Origin of the sequence: Paraphotobacterium marinum (assembly GCF_002216855.1) — a bacterium.
Lineage (GTDB): Bacteria > Pseudomonadota > Gammaproteobacteria > Enterobacterales > Vibrionaceae > Paraphotobacterium > Paraphotobacterium marinum.
The window spans coordinates 1,030,866-1,051,163 of the sequence record NZ_CP022355.1 but is presented as its reverse complement, the minus strand read 5'-3'; the positions used below and the strand labels follow the sequence as shown (position 1 = coordinate 1,051,163).

At 30.6% G+C, this 20,298-nt stretch carries 22 protein-coding genes and 2 pseudogenes; 12 read left to right on the top strand and 12 right to left on the bottom strand.

Annotation, left to right across the window (positions count from 1 at the left end; translation table 11 throughout):
* Positions 1-11: 11 nt before the first annotated feature.
* Both CF386_RS05500 and zipA read right to left on the bottom strand, forming a co-directional pair.
* Positions 12-1,949: a BRCT domain-containing protein gene (locus CF386_RS05500; RefSeq protein WP_089073405.1), complete on the bottom strand. Its 1,938-nt coding sequence runs from the start codon at positions 1,947-1,949 to the stop codon at positions 12-14.
* An 8-nt stretch (positions 1,950-1,957) separates the two neighbouring features.
* A complete protein-coding gene (gene zipA / locus CF386_RS05495; protein WP_089073404.1) occupies positions 1,958-2,746 on the bottom strand; it encodes a cell division protein ZipA in 789 nt (262 codons plus the stop codon).
* A gap of 125 nt (positions 2,747-2,871) precedes the next feature.
* Between zipA and cysZ the strand changes: the two genes are divergently transcribed.
* The 5 genes and pseudogenes from cysZ (at position 2,872) to crr (ending at position 7,349) form a co-directional block, all read left to right on the top strand.
* Positions 2,872-3,627: a sulfate transporter CysZ gene (gene cysZ, locus CF386_RS05490; RefSeq protein WP_089073403.1), complete on the top strand. Its 756-nt coding sequence runs from the start codon at positions 2,872-2,874 to the stop codon at positions 3,625-3,627.
* A 78-nt stretch (positions 3,628-3,705) separates the two neighbouring features.
* A complete protein-coding gene (gene cysK / locus CF386_RS05485) occupies positions 3,706-4,662 on the top strand; it encodes a cysteine synthase A (protein WP_089073402.1) in 957 nt (318 codons plus the stop codon).
* Positions 4,663-4,809: 147 nt separating this feature from the next.
* Positions 4,810-5,067: an HPr family phosphocarrier protein gene (locus tag CF386_RS05480; RefSeq protein WP_089073401.1), complete on the top strand. Its 258-nt coding sequence runs from the start codon at positions 4,810-4,812 to the stop codon at positions 5,065-5,067.
* A 26-nt stretch (positions 5,068-5,093) separates the two neighbouring features.
* Positions 5,094-6,820, top strand: a pseudogene (ptsI, locus tag CF386_RS05475) (phosphoenolpyruvate-protein phosphotransferase PtsI).
* Between the two features lie 22 nt (positions 6,821-6,842).
* Positions 6,843-7,349 carry a PTS glucose transporter subunit IIA gene (crr, locus tag CF386_RS05470; protein WP_089073400.1) on the top strand — a complete coding sequence of 169 codons (507 nt, stop codon included), beginning with the start codon at positions 6,843-6,845 and terminating at the stop codon, positions 7,347-7,349.
* Positions 7,350-7,433: 84 nt separating this feature from the next.
* Here crr and CF386_RS05465 read toward each other — a convergent pair whose 3' ends face one another.
* Together CF386_RS05465 and CF386_RS05460 are read right to left on the bottom strand one after the other, a co-directional pair.
* On the bottom strand, positions 7,434-7,733 hold the full coding sequence (locus CF386_RS05465; protein ID WP_089073399.1) for a chaperone modulator CbpM: 300 nt from the start codon (positions 7,731-7,733) through the stop codon (positions 7,434-7,436).
* Positions 7,734-7,735: 2 nt separating this feature from the next.
* Complete coding sequence (locus CF386_RS05460; protein ID WP_089073398.1) at positions 7,736-8,662, bottom strand: DnaJ C-terminal domain-containing protein; 927 nt, start codon at positions 8,660-8,662, stop codon at positions 7,736-7,738.
* A 243-nt stretch (positions 8,663-8,905) separates the two neighbouring features.
* On the opposite strand from CF386_RS05460, the gene CF386_RS05455 reads away from it, so the two are divergent.
* The 6 genes and pseudogenes from CF386_RS05455 to ykgO all read left to right on the top strand — a co-directional run bounded on the left by CF386_RS05455 (position 8,906) and on the right by ykgO (position 11,569).
* Positions 8,906-9,274, top strand: coding sequence for a Spx/MgsR family RNA polymerase-binding regulatory protein (locus tag CF386_RS05455; protein WP_089073397.1), 369 nt, complete (start codon positions 8,906-8,908; stop codon positions 9,272-9,274).
* Positions 9,275-9,277: 3 nt separating this feature from the next.
* Positions 9,278-10,413, top strand: a pseudogene (dapE, locus tag CF386_RS05450) (succinyl-diaminopimelate desuccinylase).
* Entirely contained in the window at positions 10,410-10,688 is a 279-nt protein-coding gene (locus CF386_RS13350; protein WP_089073396.1) for a D-alanyl-D-alanine carboxypeptidase family protein, read from the top strand. The pseudogene dapE and the gene CF386_RS13350 overlap by 4 nt, the downstream one beginning before the upstream one ends.
* Entirely contained in the window at positions 10,679-11,092 is a 414-nt protein-coding gene (locus CF386_RS13650) for a D-alanyl-D-alanine carboxypeptidase family protein (RefSeq protein WP_089073395.1), read from the top strand. Before CF386_RS13350 ends, CF386_RS13650 begins: the two co-directional genes overlap by 10 nt.
* A 73-nt stretch (positions 11,093-11,165) precedes the next feature.
* Positions 11,166-11,426, top strand: a complete 261-nt coding sequence (locus tag CF386_RS05435) for a type B 50S ribosomal protein L31 (RefSeq protein WP_089073394.1) — start codon at positions 11,166-11,168, stop codon at positions 11,424-11,426.
* Entirely contained in the window at positions 11,426-11,569 is a 144-nt protein-coding gene (ykgO, locus tag CF386_RS05430; protein WP_089073393.1) for a type B 50S ribosomal protein L36, read from the top strand. Before CF386_RS05435 ends, ykgO begins: the two co-directional genes overlap by 1 nt.
* An 84-nt stretch (positions 11,570-11,653) precedes the next feature.
* Here ykgO and CF386_RS05425 read toward each other — a convergent pair whose 3' ends face one another.
* The 3 genes from CF386_RS05425 to CF386_RS05415 form a co-directional block, all read right to left on the bottom strand.
* The gene (locus tag CF386_RS05425; protein ID WP_089073392.1) at positions 11,654-12,928 is read right to left on the bottom strand and encodes a glutamate-5-semialdehyde dehydrogenase; all 1,275 of its coding nucleotides are present in this window, start codon (positions 12,926-12,928) and stop codon (positions 11,654-11,656) included.
* A gap of 9 nt (positions 12,929-12,937) precedes the next feature.
* On the bottom strand, positions 12,938-14,050 hold the full coding sequence (proB, locus tag CF386_RS05420) for a glutamate 5-kinase (protein WP_089073391.1): 1,113 nt from the start codon (positions 14,048-14,050) through the stop codon (positions 12,938-12,940).
* Positions 14,051-14,167: 117 nt separating this feature from the next.
* On the bottom strand, positions 14,168-15,460 hold the full coding sequence (locus CF386_RS05415) for an NCS2 family permease (protein ID WP_089073390.1): 1,293 nt from the start codon (positions 15,458-15,460) through the stop codon (positions 14,168-14,170).
* Between the two features lie 163 nt (positions 15,461-15,623).
* Here CF386_RS05415 and CF386_RS05410 point away from each other — a divergent pair, with 163 nt between their 5' ends.
* Positions 15,624-17,087, top strand: coding sequence for an aminoacyl-histidine dipeptidase (locus CF386_RS05410; RefSeq protein WP_089073389.1), 1,464 nt, complete (start codon positions 15,624-15,626; stop codon positions 17,085-17,087).
* A 126-nt stretch (positions 17,088-17,213) separates the two neighbouring features.
* Here the strand turns inward: CF386_RS05410 and nqrM are convergent, their stop codons facing one another.
* Genes nqrM through nqrE form a run of 5 tightly spaced genes read right to left on the bottom strand, consistent with a single transcriptional unit; the run spans position 17,214 to position 20,294 of the window.
* The gene (nqrM, locus tag CF386_RS05405) at positions 17,214-17,423 is read right to left on the bottom strand and encodes a (Na+)-NQR maturation NqrM (RefSeq protein ID WP_089073388.1); all 210 of its coding nucleotides are present in this window, start codon (positions 17,421-17,423) and stop codon (positions 17,214-17,216) included.
* A complete protein-coding gene (locus CF386_RS13645; protein ID WP_404824940.1) occupies positions 17,423-18,013 on the bottom strand; it encodes an FAD:protein FMN transferase in 591 nt (196 codons plus the stop codon). Before CF386_RS13645 ends, nqrM begins: the two co-directional genes overlap by 1 nt.
* A complete protein-coding gene (locus CF386_RS13640) occupies positions 17,986-18,462 on the bottom strand; it encodes an FAD:protein FMN transferase (protein WP_158522308.1) in 477 nt (158 codons plus the stop codon). The genes CF386_RS13645 and CF386_RS13640 overlap by 28 nt, the downstream gene beginning before the upstream one ends.
* Positions 18,455-19,678, bottom strand: coding sequence for an NADH:ubiquinone reductase (Na(+)-transporting) subunit F (nqrF, locus tag CF386_RS05390; RefSeq protein WP_089073385.1), 1,224 nt, complete (start codon positions 19,676-19,678; stop codon positions 18,455-18,457). Before nqrF ends, CF386_RS13640 begins: the two co-directional genes overlap by 8 nt.
* Before the next feature lie 19 nt (positions 19,679-19,697).
* Positions 19,698-20,294, bottom strand: coding sequence for an NADH:ubiquinone reductase (Na(+)-transporting) subunit E (gene nqrE / locus CF386_RS05385; RefSeq protein WP_089073384.1), 597 nt, complete (start codon positions 20,292-20,294; stop codon positions 19,698-19,700).
* Positions 20,295-20,298 lie beyond the last annotated feature (4 nt).

Here is a 20,298-nt window from a genome sequence, read left to right as displayed (position 1 = left end):
CTCATTATTAGTTAGTTTGAAGTTAGTTCCATAAATTCTTTTTCACTTAAAAGTTTAATATTGTGAGTTTTAGCGGCATCAATTTTTCGCTGACCCACTTTACTTCCAAGGATCAAAAAGTCTGTCTTAGAACTAACAGACTTCGTTACTTTTGCGCCAAGGCTTTTAGCAATTTTTTCTAAATCTTCTCTCGAACCAATTTCCATTTTTCCAGTAAAAACCAGGTTCTTATGTAAAAATTTTGATTCACTATCAATAGTTAATTTGGAACTTTTGAGATTAAAATTTAATTTATAAATATCGTCAAATTGTTCTTTGATTAAATTAAAGCCATTAATTACAATCTGACTAGTTTTTTTTGCAAAGCCATCAATTTTAATCAAGTCATTTTCATCTAAATTATAAAGATCACTAATATCGTATAATTCAAGAATGCGTTCAGATGCCGCATAACCAAGCCGATTAATACCAAAAGCAGCTAGAAATCTCCAATCTTCAATTTCAATCCTTCTACTTTTCTTCAGAGCGTCAATAATATTTAATGCAGATTTTTGCTTGAAGCCCATAGCAAATAACTTTTCTGGGTCATTTTCTAACAAATAAACATCATATATCGAACGGATACCATGATCATAAAAGGTTGAAATTGTAGCAGGACCCAACCCATCATTATTCCCAAGAGTTTCAAAAAAATGAATAATTGTTTTTTCAATTTGATCTCTACACCCGTTATGATTTAAACAAAATAAATTATCATCGATCCAATGAAGGACAGAACCACATGAAATACAATGATTAGGTATAGATGGGCTTGATTTCTTAATTACTCTTTCAATTTTTGGAATAACTAATCCGCTACGAACAATTTCTAATTCTGAACCCACTCCGATTCCAAGTTTTTTTACCATAGAGTAGTTGTGTGCGGTTGCCTTTGATATTTCAGCTCCTGATAATCTTATTGAATTAAAAATTACTACTGGGGTGTTTTTACCATTTCTCGATACTTGTGGTATAACTTTCAATACTTCAACCAAACTTGATTCATCATTTGATTTCAGTGCTATTTGCCATCTATGGTGATGTCTTGTAGAACCCAAAAAGTCTTTTAGTCCTTGATTGGTTATTTCTATAACAACACCATCAGTTTCAAAAGGAATGTCACTTAAAACATTTTTAGTAATAGAATCATAATTTTTAATTAATTCTGTAGAAGTTCCTCTCCAAGAAGGCAAGGCTTTAAAAGGGTAAAAAATAGCAGCTCTGTCAATGATAGACTTTTGTATAACTTGAGATAAATTCTTTTCTGCTATTATTGAAGCCTGAATATTTCTTGTGTTATCAAAATAATTTGCCAAGTGTTCATTAAAATAATGCTTATTAATTACAATTTCGCCCGCTCCTAAGCCTCGTTCATCTCCGAAAACTGATAAACCTCTATCAAAAACAAAAGATATATTTCGTCCTTTAGAACCATTACCCCTTGTATAGAGCGAATTTCCATCATCAAATGCTGCATAGCCATCAAGTTTTGCTGTAACTTTAAATTCAATATTGTTTTCATCCAGACCATATTGAACAGATGCTTTTCTGATGCGATCTATCCACTTTATAATTTCTTCTTTACTATAAGCCTTATCGGTTGATAACATCTTTTGAGGTAATGTTACTAACTTCTCGCCAATTATCGGCTCAGGTTCTACAGTTAAAATAAAATCATTGTTCGGATATTTTTTTTTAAAAAAATTGAAAAATTGATTATATTGCTGATCAGTACATGCTGGGTGACCACCCCTATATAAAAAGTTTAATACCTTTAAAATATAAAGTTGTTTTTCTTCACTTAAAATTTCAAACGATTTTAAGCTCTCTAAGTCAGAGTTTATTTGATCTATATCGAATAAATCAAACGATGATTTTAGAATTTTGATTTGATTTTTTGAAAGTGCCATTATAAATCTTAAGTAGTTTGTTTGATTTCATTTATTTTTTTTCTATAATTTTCAATACGTTGGGGAGTTAAAAGATTTCGTCCTTCATCAAGAACATTCCCACTTAAGCTATCAGCTACTTGTTGAGCGCATTGTAACATAAAATTAAAGCATTCCTCTGGATCAGCAAAACTTGGTATTTCCATAAAAAAAGATAGTCCTGGGGTTTTAATTATTCGAGAGTTACAGTCTTCAAATGTTCCCGGAGAAACCATATTAGCAACACTAAAAAGTGTTAATTGCTTTTCTTTTAAACTAACTTTGTAATGAAAAATTGACATTTCACCAAATTTTAGTCCATGTTTCTCAAGTATTGGTAAAAATTTAGAACTAGAAAATAGTTTTCCTTCGTTTGCATGGACATTCAATATTATAACTTCATTATATCTTCCATTACATTCACCAGCTTTTTCGCTATTATTTATTGCTTCCTTTTTTGAAATATCTTTATTATCGTCTACAACTGATTCATCTTGATTTTCTTCATCAAGTGTATCACCTAAAGAAGTTTTTTTAGAATTAATAGTGTCTTCATAATTTTTGAGTTTTTTTAGTTTGTTTCCAATATTTCTTGCCAGAAACTCTTCACTTTTTTTATATAGCAAAGATAGCTGAGAATTAGATATTTCAGTTTTTTTATTTTCTTCTAATCTGTCAGACTGTTTTTCAAACTTATTATTTTTTTTTACTGAACTTAGAATGATTCCTAAAATCCCAAGTAAAAAAAGAAAAATAAGTATGTAACGTATATATTCCATTAGATTTACTCTTCGAAAAATGATTAATTATGTATTAAGTGAGCCATAAAGTAGTTAACCTCAACAAAATAATTATATAAGATGTAAATATCAAATCAACAAACTTTGGTTTAAATTAGAAAAAAATGAAAGAAACGTTTTCAACAGAAGAAAACCTTTATCGACAATTTATAAAAGGTTACAAACTTGCATTCTCAAATAAACTCGTACACTTTGTATTAATTCCTTTGATAATAAATATATCAATTTTTATCGGTTTAAGTATTTTTATCTATTATAAATTCAGTGGGTACTATAATTACTTTTTAACCATTTTACCTTCTTGGTTGTCATGGCTTCATTACCTTTTAGTACCATTGTTTTTTTTAATAATTCTATTTATTGTATCCTTTTTCTTTAGTACAATTGCTAATTGGATTGCTTCTCCATTTAATGGAATTCTTGCTGAAAAAGCAGAGGCTATTCTTGAAAACAAATCTATCCAGCCAGTCTCTTTTCAAGATATAATAAAAGATATACCTAGAGTTGCTTCCAGAGAACTGCAAAAGCTCAAATATTTTTTTCCAAGATTTATCATAATATTAATTACCTTTTTTATTCCCGGTTTTGGTCAAACACTTAGCCCCATAATACTAATTATTTTTAACGCTTGGATGATGTCAATCCAATATTGTGATTACTCTTTTGATAATCATAAGATAAATTTTAAATTGATGATAAAAATATTAAAAAAGCATAAATTTAAAAGCTTTTTATTTGGAATTGTTATAAGTTTTTTGTCTGTGATCCCAATTATCAACTTAATTATTATGCCTGTGGCAATCTGCAGTGCTACTGTAATATGGGTTGAAAATTTGAAGGATAATGAAATTCTCGAATAAGTTATAACCAAAAATTATTTACAAATAATAAGTTACGATACTATAAAGTAAATTTAAAAGAAATTTTAAGGGCTGACAATGAAACAAATATATGAGGATACATCTTTTACAATAGGAAATACGCCAATTGTAAAATTAAATAATATTACAGATTTGAAAAATATTTTTGTTAAAATGGAGGCAAGAAACCCTAGTTTTAGTGTTAAGTGTAGAATTGGCTCAAATATGATTTGGGATGCCGAAAAGAAAGGACTTATAGATAAAAGTAAGACATTAATTGAAGCAACAAGTGGTAACACTGGAATATCTTTAGCCTTTGTTGCTTCAGCAAGAGGATATAAATTACTTCTAACAATGCCCGAGACTATGAGTTTAGAAAGAAGAAAATTACTCAAAGCATTGGGAGCCGAACTTGTCTTGACAGATGGTAAGCTTGGTATGTCAGGTGCTCTTCAAAAAGCAGATGAATTAGTAAAAGCTTCTCCCAATAAATTTCATAGACTGAATCAATTTAGTAACCCAGCTAATCCGGAAATACATTTCAAAACTACAGGCCCTGAAATATGGGAGTCTACGCAAGGAGAGATAGATATTTTTGTTGCAGGCGTAGGAACAGGAGGAACAATTTCTGGTGTTGCTAACTACATAAAAAATGAGAAAGGTAAAAAAATTCATGTTGTCGCGGTCGAACCTGAAGAATCACCTGTAATATTTCAAAAGCTAAATGGATTAGAAATGAAGCCCTCACCTCATAAAATACAAGGTATTGGTCCTGGATTTATCCCCGAGAACTTAGACCTTTCTTTAGTTGATGAGGTTGTTCACGTTAGTTCCAATGAAGCAATCGAAACGGCTCGTAACCTCATGAAAAAAGAAGGCATATTAGCAGGAATCTCTTCTGGTGCAGCTGTTGCAGCCGCCATAAAAGTTGGTAAGAAATTCCCTAATAAAAAAATAGTCACAATTTTACCAAGCGCAACAGAAAGATATTTAAGCTCTGCATTATTTGCTGATTTTTTTCAGAAAAAGAATTAACTCAATAATATACACTAAAAAGTTCTATATTTAATAGAACTTTTTTACAAAAACGTGAGATAATCCGACTATTAAAACAATAAATTTTGTTATCTATTCCAATTATAATATTATAATCTCAGTTTATTTAAAAAATTGGGAAAAGATATGTTAATAAAAGAAACAATCATTCAATCTGAGAATGGCCTTCATACAAGACCCGCTGCACAATTTGTTAAATCAGCAAAAGAGTTCAAATCAAGTATTACCATTACAGCTAATGGAAAAAGTGCTAGTGCTAAAAGTCTTTTCAAACTTCAAACTTTAGGTCTCAGTAAAGGAAGTACAATAACGATTACTGCTGATGGTGAAGATGAGGAATTAGCTCTCGACACACTAATTAATTTGCTGAGCGAACTTCATTAATCTACATAAAAGGTAATTATGAATTTATGAAAAGTGGAATAATAGCATCACCTGGTGTATGTTTCGGAAAAGTTTTTCTTTTAGAAGATGCTCAATATGAGTTAAATAAGTCCATAATATCAGACAATGATATAGTTCATGAAAAACAAAAATTTTTATCTGCAAAGAAAACAACTTTAGAACAATTAGAAAAAATAAAATATAAGGCTCTTCAAACTTTTGGAGAAGAAAAAGAGGCTATTTTTGAGGGACATATATTACTTGTCGATGATGAGGAGCTTGAAACTGAAATTATTGAGCTTATTTCAAATAAAAAATTATCCGCTGATTTTGCAACATATTCCATCATGGAAGAACAAGCATCTTCTCTTGAGCAACTAGATGATGAATATTTAAAAGAACGTGCAACTGATTTAAGGGATATTTCTGATAGATTAATTAGAAATATTTTAAACATTCCTATTCTATCTTTAGATGAGATTGATGAGGAAGTTGTTATTGTCGCAAATGATCTTACCCCATCACAAACTGCACAAATTAATTTAAATTTCGTTGTTGGGTTTATTACAGATGTCGGTGGAAAAACATCGCATACTTCAATTATGGCTCGTTCATTAGAGTTACCAGCGATTGTAGGTACAACAGATATAACAAGTTGCGTTAAAAATAATGACATAATCACAATAGATGCAATAAATAATGAGATCATAATTAACCCATCAAAAGAAGAGTTACATAAAATTAAATCTTTTAAAAATGAATATATTTTAGAACAAAAAGAATTATCAAAATTAAAGGATTTACCTGCGGTTACGCTCGATGGGAAATTCATTGAAGTCATGGGTAACATAGGAACTGTTAAAGACTGTAACAGTATTTTGAAAAATGGTGCTGATGGTGTTGGTCTATATCGTACAGAGTTCTTATTCATGGATAGAGACTCACTCCCTTCTGAAGATGAGCAATTTCAAGCTTATAAAGAGGTTGCTGAAAAGATGGATGGTGCTCCAATAATTATTAGAACTCTAGATATTGGAGGAGATAAGGACTTACCTCATTTAGACTTACCCAAAGAAATGAATCCATTTCTAGGTTATAGAGCCATTCGTATTAGTCTTGATCGTAAAGAAATCCTTAAGGCACAATTAAAAGCAATCTTGAGAGCATCTGCTTTTGGTAAACTACTAATAATGTTTCCAATGATTATTTCTGTTGAGGAAATCAGGTTATTGAAAAGAGAATTAGAAAAATTTAAAATTGAGCTAAAAAATGATGGAATTAATTTTGATCAGAACATTCAAATTGGCATTATGATTGAAACACCAGCATCTGTTGCAATTGCAGATCATTTAGCCAAAGAAGTTAATTTCTTTAGTATCGGTACTAATGATCTAACCCAATATACTTTAGCTGTAGATAGAGGAAATGAATATATCTCTAACATGTACAACCCACTATCTCCATCAGTGATAAGAATGATAAAACAAGTTATTGATGCTTCACATAACGAGAATATTTGGACTGGAATGTGTGGTGAGCTTGCGGGAGATGAGCAAGCAACTCTTTTATTACTGGGCCTTGGGTTGGATGAATTTAGCATGAGTGGTATATCTATACCAAAAATAAAAAAATAATTAGAAACAATAATTATAGCGATGTGAAAGTGATGGCAGAAAAAGCACTTACTTTATCTACATCAAAGGAAATAGAAGATTTAATAGAAAGCTTTATTTCTGAAAAATCTATTTGCTAAACTAATTTCTTTGGAGATATTTATGGGATTATTTAATAAGTTAAAAAAGTTAGTTGGAGAAGACTCCAAAAGCGGAGAATTAGAAATAATTGCACCCCTATCAGGAAAAATTGTTCCAATAGAGGAGGTTCCTGATGTGGTTTTTTCAGAAAAAATTGTTGGAGATGGTGTAGCTATACAACCAAGTGGAAACAAAATGGTTGCTCCAGTGAAAGGAACAATTGGAAAAATTTTTGAAACCAATCATGCCTTTTCAATTCAGTCTGAAAATGGTGTTGAGTTATTTGTTCACTTTGGTATAGATACGGTTGAATTAAAAGGAGATGGATTTACTCGAGTTGCAAAAGAAGGACAGTCAGTTAATGTTGGTGACACTATAATAGAGTTTGATTTAGATATTTTATTGGATAAAGCTAAATCTGTTATTACGCCAGTTGTTATATCAAATGTTGAAGATATGAAAGAAATACAAAAAATGACAGGCAATGCAGAAGTCGGTAAAACAAGCATAATTAAAATTTCAAAATAAGTATATATGCTCTTAGGTTTAATATTTAAATTTAAGAGCACTTTTTTATATTTATATTTAAACCAAAATTTTTCAGTTTAAAGTTTAATCAGAAATATACTTTAATAGCTTACTTTTAAGTCTAAGATTATCTTGTTCCAATAAATCATTTTTTTCCATAAGGTCATATATCAATGAAACGATTGGCCATTCAATTTCAAAGTGTTCATATAAACGATATGCTTTTTTTATAGAACATATCATATGAGTATCAAAGAGTTGTTCTTGAATTTTTTCATCGTAAAATGGTGTAATAATCTCTACCTCTATTATAGAGTAAACATGGGATTTTTCTATGGATAAAATCTCACACAATTCATTTAAATTTATTAGGTCGTTTGTCACCTTTAATTACCTCCATTCCATTCATTTCGTGGGTTAAAATTGCTAATATCTGACAATTTTTTCCATAATTTATCTTCTTCTTCAGAAGTTTGTAGTGGAGTTACAACTTTCAAATTAATAAATAGATCCCCCACACTATTCTTAGAAGGCAAACCTTTACCTGGAACACGAATTTTATTTTTTATGTCACTTTTTGGTTTAATATTTAATTTAATTTTTGAGGTTAAGGTAGGTATTTCAATCTGAGATCCTAAAACTGTTTCCCATGGTGCTATAGGAACTGTTATTTCCAGATCTATCTTGTTAGCTACATCAAAGAGTGGATGAGGAACAAGTTTTATGGTTACATAAAGATCTCCTCTTTTGGGGGAGTTTACTCCATAACCACCTTGACCTTTTAATCTAATTTTATCTCCATCTAAAGTACCCTTTGGAATAGTGATTTCAATATTTTTCTTTTCTAACTCTCTTTGCCCATTAGGTAGTATTTTAGGTATTTCAAAAGATAGTTTTTGTTTATCATTTTTAACAAGTGCTTCTAAAAATATAGGTAACTCTATTTCAAAGTCTGAACCAGGCTGTTGAAAATCTTCTTTTGAGCGTCTGAATATTGAATCAAAAAAGTCAGAATAATCATGATGGCCAGTAAAGTCTTGATGGTGTGACTTTGAACTTCCCCAATTTGGAGGAGGAGTAAACTCCTGGTTTGCTCCACCATATTTTCTAATTTCATCGTACTCTTCTTTTTTTGCAGGATCTTTTAGAACATCGTAAGCTTCTCTTACTTCTTTAAATTTTTCTTCCGCATCAGTAGATTTATTTACATCTGGATGATACTTTTTTGCAAGAGCTAAATAAGCTTTTTTAATAGCTTTTTTATCAGCATCTTCAGAAACATTCAGTATTTTATAATAATCTTTAAAATTCATTTAACCATACTTCTTTTTTGTCTAATTTTATATTATATCTTTTATAAAATAATTTATTTATTTTTACAATATTATTATGTATGAAATGTAAGTTTAAAGTATGAAAAATGGAAAATTAAATTACTTTTCACTTATACAAATACAATAATTCAATAAAAATAAAATTAAAATACTTGTCATTTCTCGTTAAAGTATAATACATTACTAGTTTATGCTATTCTAATAAAAATGAGACTTATAATCATGAAAAATTCTATTATCCTGTATGGAATTGCAAACTGTGATTCTGTAAAAAAAGCAAAAAAATGGCTAGAAGAAAATCAAATTTGCTTCTCCTTTTATAATTATAAAAAAGAAAAAGTTAATTCTAATTTGATTAATGAATTTTTAGAATATTTTGACATGAATAGTCTCATTAATAAGAGAGGTACAACATACAGAAACCTCGATGAAAGTGTCAAAAATAATATAAATGAAACAAATGTTGTTGATTTGATTTTGACTCACACATCAATGATTAAGCGACCAATACTAAAGTATAATGGTCAAATGTATCTAGGTTTTTCGAAAGATAAATACCAAGAAATTTTTAATACACATAAAGTGGATTAGCTGATGAACAAAAATAATGAAGTAATTTCTCTAGCGAAAGAATTAATTAGAAGACCCACAATAACTCCGAAAGATTTGGGCTGTCAAGAAATCTTTAAAGATAAACTCTTAAAATTAGGTTTTAAATGTGAAGATATGATTTTGACGACACAACAAATCTATGGGCAAGAAAAGGAAGTAAAAGCCCCCTTCTTGTTTTTGCCGGACATACTGATGTCGTGCCCACTGGTCCCCTAGAACAATGGGACTTCCCTCCCTTTGCAGCAGTAGAGTCTGACGGTTATATTCATGGAAGAGGTGCTGCCGATATGAAAGGTTCTTTAGCCTCTATGTTAGTAGCAATAGAAAACTTTGTAAAAGATAATCCAAATTTTAATGGATCATTAGGTTTATTAATAACTTCAGATGAAGAAGGTCCATTTATTAACGGTACTACCAAGGTCGTTGATACCTTAATGGCCAGAAACGAACTTATAGATATGTGCATTGTCGGTGAGCCATCGAGTACAAATTTTGTGGGTGACGTGATTAAAAATGGTCGCAGAGGATCCGTTTCTGGTAAGTTGATTGTAAAAGGTGTCCAAGGACATGTTGCTTACCCCCATTTAGCGAAAAATGCTATCCATTTATCAAGTAAGATAATAAACAAATTAACCGAAATAAAGTGGGATAGTGGCAATGAATTTTTTCCCCCAACTAGTTTTCAAATATCTAATATAAATGGTGGCACTGGTGCTACAAATGTTATACCAGGCGACTGCGAAATAAGTTTTAATTTAAGACACAGTAACGAAACTGATGCTGAGAATATTAAAAATACTATTGAAAGAGTCATTAACGATCTGGACATTGAGTTTTCAATTGATTGGCAAATTAATGGGCTTCCTTTTTTAACAGAGTCAGGTCCTCTTTTAGACGCAGTAAAGGATGCTGTGAAAGAAGTAAATAATATAGATGCAAAGGTTTTGACAACTGGAGGTACATCAGATGGTAGATTTATTGCAAAAATGGGCGCACAAGTTGTTGAGCTAGGTCCTGTAAACAAAACCATCCATAAGTTAAATGAAAAAGTTAAAACTGACGATCTTACTTCATTATATGAAATGTATTATAAAATTATTGAAAAAGTAATGCTATGATTATTAGTCGAGATCTTTTATTTGGTTTTTCAACTAATCATTTTGAAAAAAAAGACGGACATTATTTAAATAAGGATGTTTTTTATTCTTATGAACAACTAAAAAAAAAGGCCAATGCTGATGGTTTTGATTTGAAAATTGCTAGTTCATTCAGAAACTTCGAAAGACAGCTAATAATTTGGAATGAAAAATTTTCTGGTAAAAGACCCTGTCTTGATGAACATGAAGTTCCTGTTGATGTCTCCTCACTAAGCTCAACAAAAAAATTTTTTTAATTTTAAATTGGTCAGCAATACCTGGTCTTAGTAGACATCACTGGGGAACTGATCTTGATGTTTACGACAATAATTCTAATCAAGGAAATGCATTAAACTTAACCTTACAAAATTATCAAAAGGGATACCAAAAATATTTTTCAAAATGGCTGCGTGAAAATATCGAACAATTTGGCTTTTATTACCCATATTATCAAGATTTGACCGATGGTGTGCAAATGGAGCCATGGCATATTTCACATATTAAAACTGCACATAATTACGAACTATCTTTATCTCTCAATGAAGTTCGCAATTTTTTGGAGTCTGATAATATCCATATTCTAGGAAAAGGTGAAATATTAAAAAATATTAAGTTTATCTATGAGAATTATATAGAACGATACTTTTCTAAACGCAAATGATAACGCTTATCATTTGCGTTATTATCTTACGCATGTTATGATGTAACACACATCAACTAATAATGAGATAAAAATGAAACCGAATATTCACCCTAAATATAGGCAAGTTGCCTTTCATGATACTGGTGTAAACGAGTATATTATAGTCGGATCTACTGTGAAAACTTCCAGGACGATTGAACTTGATGGAAAAACATATCCTTACATGACCCTTGATGTATCATCACACTCTCACCCTTTTTATACTGGTAAAAGCAAATCTACCAAACAAGATGGAAGAGTGGCAAGATTCAAAAAGCAATTTAGTGTCAATACAATTAAGGCGAATAAGTAATGCAAGTTTTGAGTTCTCTAAAAAGTGCCAAAAACAGAAGCAAAGACTGTCAAATTGTTAAACGTAGAGGCAGAATTTATGTTATATGCAAAACAAACCCAAGATTTAAGGCTGTTCAGGGAAAAGCAAAAAAGAAAAAATAAATAAGTGTTTTTATTTTTTCTATAAACTAATTTCTTAAAAAATTGAATCTTTTATTTTTTAATGAAATATGCTAATTTCCTAAATTATTTATTTGATTTACACAAATAATTGCCCTTTCCAACCCACTTATAACTTGTTAGAGAATCAATAGCCATTGGTCCTCTAGCATGAATTTTTTGAGTTGAAACTGCAACTTCTGCTCCTAACCCAAATGCAGCTCCATCCGTAAATCTTGTTGAACAATTTACATACACTGCTGCTGAATCAATATGATCAACAAAATAATTAGCATTATCGATATCTTCAGTTAGGATTGAATCTGAGTGAATAGCGTTATGATTTAATATATGACTCACAACTTTCTCCGTAGATTCTAAAATCAATACATTTATTGATAAACTTAACCACTCTGTGTTTAACGTTTCTTCAGTCATTTTGAATATTAAGTTTGAATTTACACCTTTTTTTAAAAGCATTTTTCGTGTTAACTCATCACAATAAGTGTTGAGTTTATATTTATTGATTTCGGGAGCTAACTTTATAAAAACATCTTCTATTATATCTTTGTGTACAATTAAGGTATCTAATGAATTACAAGCAGAGGGTTTATCAGTTTTAGAGTCAATAATTACATTTATGGCTTTTTCAATATTTGCAGTCCTATCTACAAAAAGGTGTGAAACCCCAAATCCTCCTATAATAACTGGGATTTTACTAATTGTTTTACACAGTTCATGTAATTGAGAACCACCTCTTGGTATAATTAAATCAACATAATCATCCATTTGAAGTAACTCTTTTATTGAGTCTCTTGATGTGTCTCCAATATACTGAACAATATCTTCAGATAAATTAAATTTTCTAAGAACATTTTTTATAATATTCACAAGATATAAATTTGTATTTATCGTTTCTTTTCCACCTCTTAAAATGCAAACATTATTTGTTTTTAAACAAAGTGATGCAATATCAATTGTAACGTTCGGTCTGGATTCATATATAACCCCAATTACTCCGATGGGAATAATTTTTTTTGATAACTCAAGACCGTTTTTTAACTTTCTTTTCTCTACAGTTAAACCTAAGCTATCATTTTGATCTGCGACATTTAAAATATCATTAGAAATTATTTCTAAGCTTTGTTGGTCTAACTTTAATCTTTCAATTAAAGGAGATGGCAAATTATTTTCAATTGCATTATGAACATCTAAACTATTAGCTTCAAGAATCCCGTCTTTTTTAATGAGGATATCTTTTGAAATTTCTTCTAGTAATTCCTTTTTATGCGAAGAATCCAAGGCTAAAATTGACCTAGTGGCAATTTTTGCTTTTTTAGCAACTTCTAAAACTTTATTCATTCCTAATCCTTATTTATTAGTTATTACTAAATCATCTCTATGAATAACTTCAGAACCATAATTATATGTGAGGATATTCTTAATTTCTGAACTATGTTTTTGCATTATTTTTTTCACATCTACGCTAGAATATCTGGTGATACCCTTCGCAATTTGTTGATTTTTATAAAATAAAGTTACTACATCCCCACGTTCAAAAGTACCCTTAACTGAAATAATACCCTTGGATAATAAACTTTTACCATTATTTAAAATAGCACTATTTGCTCCCTCATCTAAAAAAATATCCCCACTACTTATAGGACCAGATAGAATCCAGGATTTTCTTTTTTCAATAGGCAAAGTCGAAGGCTCAAAAGTAGTGCCTATGCTTTTCTTTCTTAATATTGTATCTAAAATAATGTTTTCTTCAAAACCAGAGGCAATTTGGACTTCTATACCAGAAAGACAAGCTACTTCTGCTGCTTGAATTTTTGTAAACATTCCTCCTGTTCCTAACTTGGTTGAGGAACCTTGTGAAATTGCATACGTTGTGTGATCTATCTTATGGACACTTCTGATAAGTTTTGCATCAGGATTTTTAGTAGGGTTTTCTTCAAATAAACCTGACTGATCAGTTAACATTAATAGTTTCTTAGCATTAGCAAGCACAGCAACTGAGGCTGATAAATTATCATTATCACCAACTTTAATCTCTGTCGTCGCAACTGCATCATTTTCATTTATGATAGGAATAATATCATTCACTATAAGTTCATCTAAAAGATCTTTGGCATTAAGATACCTCTTTCGATCTTCAAGATCTGCTCGAGTTAATAGCATTTGTCCAATATTCAAGTCATATATTGAAAAATATTTAGCCCACTCACTCATCAATTGACTTTGACCAACAGAAGCTAGCATCTGTTTGTATGCAATCTTATTTGAGAGTGTTGGGAAATTTAAATGCTCACGTCCAGCAGCAATCGCACCAGATGATACAATAATTATATTAAATTTATTATCAATTAATTTCTTAATTTGTCTCACAAAATCTAAAATATGAGGTTTGCTCAATAGATTAGAACCTTGTGTTAATACACTTGTACCAAATTTTATAACAACAGTTTTATTTTCAAACATGATTTGTAATTACTTCTGACTCTTTTAACTTGATTCTAAAAAGTTTTCACATTTATTACAATTTTTTTTTAACACAATCTTCCTTGATTGAGTTATGTTTTAAAATACAATCTGTTATTAAGATATGAATATAACTTTCAATAAAAATAATAATGCGATAATAAAAACACTTATGTTAACTGTTTTAGCTTTTCCGCTTAAGATTTTAATGGCAGCGTATGAAATAAATCCTAAAGAAATACCCTCTGCAATAGAATAAGTTAAAGGCATCATTAATGTTGTAATGACAACAGGTGCTGCTTCTGTCACATCCTCCCAATCAATATTAGCAAGACCAGACATCATTAATACAGCAACATATAATAATGCACCTGTAGTTGCATAAGAAGGAACCATTCCTGCAAGAGGTGAAAAAAACAATGCAAGCAGAAAAAGAATGCCTACTACAACTGCAGTTAAGCCTGTTCTACCTCCAGCCGCTACACCAGAAGCACTTTCTATATATGATGTTGTATTCGATGTCCCCAAAACAGCACCAATTGTTGTAGCGGTACTATCTGCTAATAATGCTTTTTTTAATCTTGGTAACTTACCATTTTTATCGATCAGACCAGCCTTAGTTGTGATTGCGACTAAAGTTCCAGCTGTATCAAATAAGTCTACAAATAAAAACGCAAAAACAACTGAGATCAAACCTACTGTCATTGCACCTGAAAAATCTAGTTGTAAAAAAGTAGGGGCAATACTTGGTGGTAATGAAACTAATCCAGTATATGGTGTTTGACCAGAAATGATTGAAATTAACGTAATGATTAAAATAGAAAAAACTACTGCCGGTTTAAACCCTTTATGAGCAAGAGCAACAGTTAAGAAAAAACCTAAAGCTGTCATTGCAGGAGCAAACTCAGTAAAATCACCGATACTTACAAGAGTATTTTTATTTGCTATTATGATATGTGATTCTTGTAAAGCGATAAAGCCTATAAATAAGCCTACACCAGCAGCTATACCAGTTCTAAGAGCCAATGGAATTGCATTAATAATCCATTCTCTAACTCTAATGATGCTTAATAATATAAAACAAACACCGGACAAAAATACCGCTGCTAAAGCGACCTGCCACGTATATCCCATTCCTATTACAACAGTATAGGTAAAAAAACTATTCAATCCCATACCTGGAGCTTGAGCCACTGGATAGTTAGCCCAAAATCCCATTATAAAACAACCAATTGCAGCAGCTAAACAAGTTGCAACAAATACAGCACTTTTATCCATACCAGCTTGACCTAATACGGATGGATTAACAAATATTATATATGCCATGGTTAAAAAAGTGGTAAGACCTGCAATTGCCTCAGTTTTAACACTTGTTTTATGCTCAGCTAATTTAAAAATTTTTTCTAACATTATCAAAAAAACCTATTTTAATTAAAAAAAAAACGTAATACCCAAAAAGCAAACGTTTACTTAGTGATTATATTACTACAGCACTTAAAATACCAGTTGATTATATTTTTTTAGAAAGTATTCTATTTTATATTACGTAATTTAAAAAAAGGTATTTTGAAAGTTGAACTCTTTATTAAATCTACAGCCTCAAATTGTTTGGGATTATTTTTCCCAAATATGCACCATTCCGCATCCATCTGGGCATGAATCAAAATTAATAGATTATATTCTTACCATTGTTGCAGAAAATAACTTGGAACATAAACAAGATGATGTAGGCAACTTATATATTAAGAAACCACCTACAAAAGGTTTTTATAATAAAAAAACCGTTGCTCTACAAGCACATCTTGATATGGTGCCTCAAAAAAGCACAACATCAAGCCATAATTTTCATACTGATAAAATTGAAACTTTTGTTAAAGATGGCTGGGTAACTGCAAATGAAACTACTTTAGGGGCAGACAATGGGATTGGACTAGCTGCATGTCTTGCAGTCATGACAAGTAATAATATTGATCATGGCCCACTTGAGTTTTTATTTACAGTCAACGAAGAAGCTGGCATGACCGGTGCTCATAACTTAAACCCCAAGTTTTTAGATGCTGATATTCTATTAAATACTGATTCCGAGCAGGAAGGAGATATATTTGTTGGTTGTGCAGGAGGATCTGATTGCAAAATAAACATAAATATTGAAAGAGAAAGTATTGAAAACAATACTCTCAAATTTATTGAACTATCACTATCTAAACTTAAAGGAGGACATTCAGGAGCAAATATCAATGATAACAGAGGTAATGCAATACAATTGTTGAATGATTTCCTTTTAAACAATATTGATTTGTTCAATGGAAGAATAGTCGATATTAAAGGTGGTAGCCTAAGAAATGCTATTCCTCGTGAATCAAGTGTGTATCTTGGTTACTCAGAGGAGCATGCACAGCTGTTATTTGATTGCATAAATACTTTTAGAGATGCTCTTAAATTACAATTAAGTCAAGATGACCAAGAATTTGAAATTCACCTAGAAGAAAGACCTAAAGTTAAAAGTGTGTTAACTAAGGAAAGCCAAATAAAGTTATTAAATTTAATTAATGCTTATCCAAATGGTGTACAAAAAATGAGTTCAAAGTTTGATGGTGTTGTGGAAAGCTCTTTAAATTTAGGTGTTATTCACTCAACAGAAAGTAACATTGAACTTCTTTTCTTAATTAGATCGTTAAATGAAAGTGGTATTCGTAGAATAAAATCAAATTTATCATCAATCTCTAAACTTGCTAGTGTTGACGCGATGTTTAGTGGTGATTACCCTGGGTGGGATCCTGATCCAAAATCAAAGATTGCAAAAATTTTTAACGACACCTACTTTGAGATTTATCAAAAAGAACCAAAATTAATGGTCATTCATGCTGGTTTAGAGTGTGGCTTATTCAAAAAACCATATCCAAACCTAGATATGATTTCTTTTGGTCCAACAATAAAAAACCCTCATTCGCCAGGTGAGAAAGTTGAAATAAAATCTGTAGAATTATTTTGGCAACAATTAACAGCCATTCTAAAAAGAATTCCTGAAAAACTATAGTCTGAAATGAAGTACATGGTATAACATGTACTTTTTTAATCATATCTAGGAAAATCTCCATGTCAAAAAGAGATTTCATTGCAAACATATTTAATGACTGCAAGAATATTATTGTAAACAATATAATTAAAGATTCTTAATTTCTATTCTATGTTTGTTCCAATTTTTGATTTTTTTTTCACTACATGGACTTGGACAATCGCATACTCTTTTAATACCAATTTTTGATAATCCACCACAACTTCCAATTATTGTTTTTTTTTGAAAAAGAAAGCCCACTGACATTAAAAGAATAAAAACTAAAAAAATCAAAAAAGTTATTACTAACACTAACATTAAACTTTTACCCCATTTATTTTCACAAATTTTTCAAATGATTTTGATGCAATTGTGTTAATTTTGTTATTACGTTTGTAAATAATATAGACAGGCAAATTTTTTCTATCTGCAATTTTCAAGGCTTTTTCAACTCCAGTAAGCTCCAGAGCGGTTGCTAAGCCGTCCGCGTCAAGGCATGATTGAGTAATTACGGTCATAGATATAATATTATTATTTATGGGCTTGCCAGATATTGGATCTATTAAGTGAGAATAATGTTCACCTTCATAAATAATGTAATTATGGTAAGTTCCAGATGTTGCTATTGCGAGATCGTTTAATTTAAAATTAATTTGCGATTGATATTTACTACTATAGGGTTTAACGACACCAACAATCCAAGAACCATTATTTTTTTTTCCCAGAGTTCTAATCTCCCCCCCAATTTCCACTAAGTAGTTAGTGATGTTATTTTGATTTAAATAATTTGAGATTAAGTCAACGGCATATCCTTTAGCAAGAGATGACAAGTTAATTCTTACATTATCTGTATTTTTTATTAAAATATTATTTTTAACTATTAATCTTTGGATTCCAACTGATTGCATTGTTTTTTTAATTTCATTTTCCGTTGGTATTTTTTTTGTTTGCTGTAAAATCCCCATACTTTCAATAACGGATCAATAGTAATATCATATCTACCATCAGTAAGTTCATTAAGAGAAAAACTTTTGTTTATAAGATATTTAAAATCAGCGGACATTTTAAATGGTGTGTTACTTTTTAAAGCATTAAATTTAGAGATTTCAGACTCTTTGTCGTAAGTAGAAAATTTAGAATTAACTTCTCTTAAAATAGAATTAACATTATTACTGATATCTTCGTTATCATGAGCATTTCTGGCATAATATTTTATACTAAATGTGGTACCCATAGTATTACCATATATAGTATAAAGCTTTTTATCATAAAAAAATGATAAAATGCATATGCACAAACTATCAATAATAACGATAACAAAAAGTATTTTTTGAGTACAAGCTTCAACGTTAGCCACCAAAATCATCTAGAAAAATATTTTCATCTTCAACACCAAGGTCTTTAAGCATGCCTATAACTGCACTATTCATCATTGGTGGTCCACACATATAATATTCACAGTCTTCAGGATTATCATGATCTTTTAAATAGTTTTCTAGCAAAATATTATGGATGAAACCAACAGATCCTGTCCATTTATCCTCAGGTAGAGGATCAGATAACCCTACATGCCAGGAAAAATTACTATTTTCTCTAGCCAACATATCAAAATCCTCAACATAAAACATTTCCTTTTTAGATCTTGCACCATACCAGAAAGATATTTTTCTTTTCGTTTTAATTCTTTTTAGTTGATCAAAAATATGCGATCTCATCGGAGCCATCCCAGCCCCACCTCCTATGAATATCATTTCATTATTAGTCTCTTTAGCAAAAAATTCTCCAAATGGTCCAGAAATAGTCACTTTATCTCCTTTTTTTAATGACCAAATATATGAGGACATAATGCCAGGAGGGATCTCAGGTTTATTCAATGGTGGAGTTGCTATTCTGACATTAAGCATTATTAATCCTTTTTCATCAGGGTAATTTGCCATTGAATAAGCACGGATTGTTTCACTTGAACTTTTAGACTTAAATTGGAATAAATTAAACTTTTCCCAATCATCAATATATTCTTTCTGCACATCAAAATCTTTATATAATACTTCATGTGGTGGACTTTCAATCTGAATATATCCCCCTGCTTTAAAAGGTACATCTTCTCCATCAGGTATTTTTAAGACTAATTCCTTTATAAAAGTAGCCTTGTTATCATTAGAAATAACTTCACATTCCCACTTTTTAACACCAAAAACTTCTTCAGGTATTTCAACCTCAAGGTCGCTTTTAACATTGACCTGACATGCCAATCGCTCACCACATTTAGCCTCTTTTCTACTAATATGCTCTAACTCTGTTGGTAAGATTTGTCCTCCACCATTTAAAATTTTCACTTTGCATTGACCACAGGATCCGCCGCCACCGCAAGCTGATGATAGAAAAATATCTTTGTCAGAAAGAATAGATAATAACTTACTTCCTGGAGATGCTTTAAAAGATTTATCTTTATCATTATTCACATTAATTTCAATATCTCCAGATGGTATAAGTAAATTTTTTGCGAATAAAATTATCATCACTAATAACGTAATAATTAAGATAAACATAGAAACACCATAAATGATTTCCATATTAACACCTCATTTAATTCTATAATTGTATTCCGGAGAATGATAAAAATCCAAGCGACATCAAACCCACTGTAATAAATGTTATCCCTAAACCTCTCAAGGCAGGAGGCACGTCAGCATATTTCAGTTTTTCTCTTATACCTGCTAAAACCACGATTGCTAACATCCACCCAACACCAGAACCAAAACCAAAAGCAATCGATTCTAAAAAGTTATAATCTCTTTGTACCATAAAAGATACGCCACCAAATATCGCACAGTTAACAGTAATTAATGGAAGAAAGATTCCAAGAGCGTGATACAGAGATGGGAAAAACCTATCTAATACCATTTCTAAAATCTGAACAAGGGCTGCAATAACGCCTATAAAAGTGATAAAACTTAAAAAAGTTAAGTCCAATCCTTGAATTAAAGCATTATCTTTTAATATATAAGCATAAATTAAATTGTTAATTGGTACTGAAATAGTTAAAACAAGTACAACAGCAATTCCCAAGCCAAAAGCAGTGGAAACTTTCTTTGAAACCGCCAAAAAAGTACACATACCCAAGAAAAAGGTTAGAGCCATATTATCAATAAAAACTGATTTAATAAGAATATTAACATAGTGTTCCATAGTT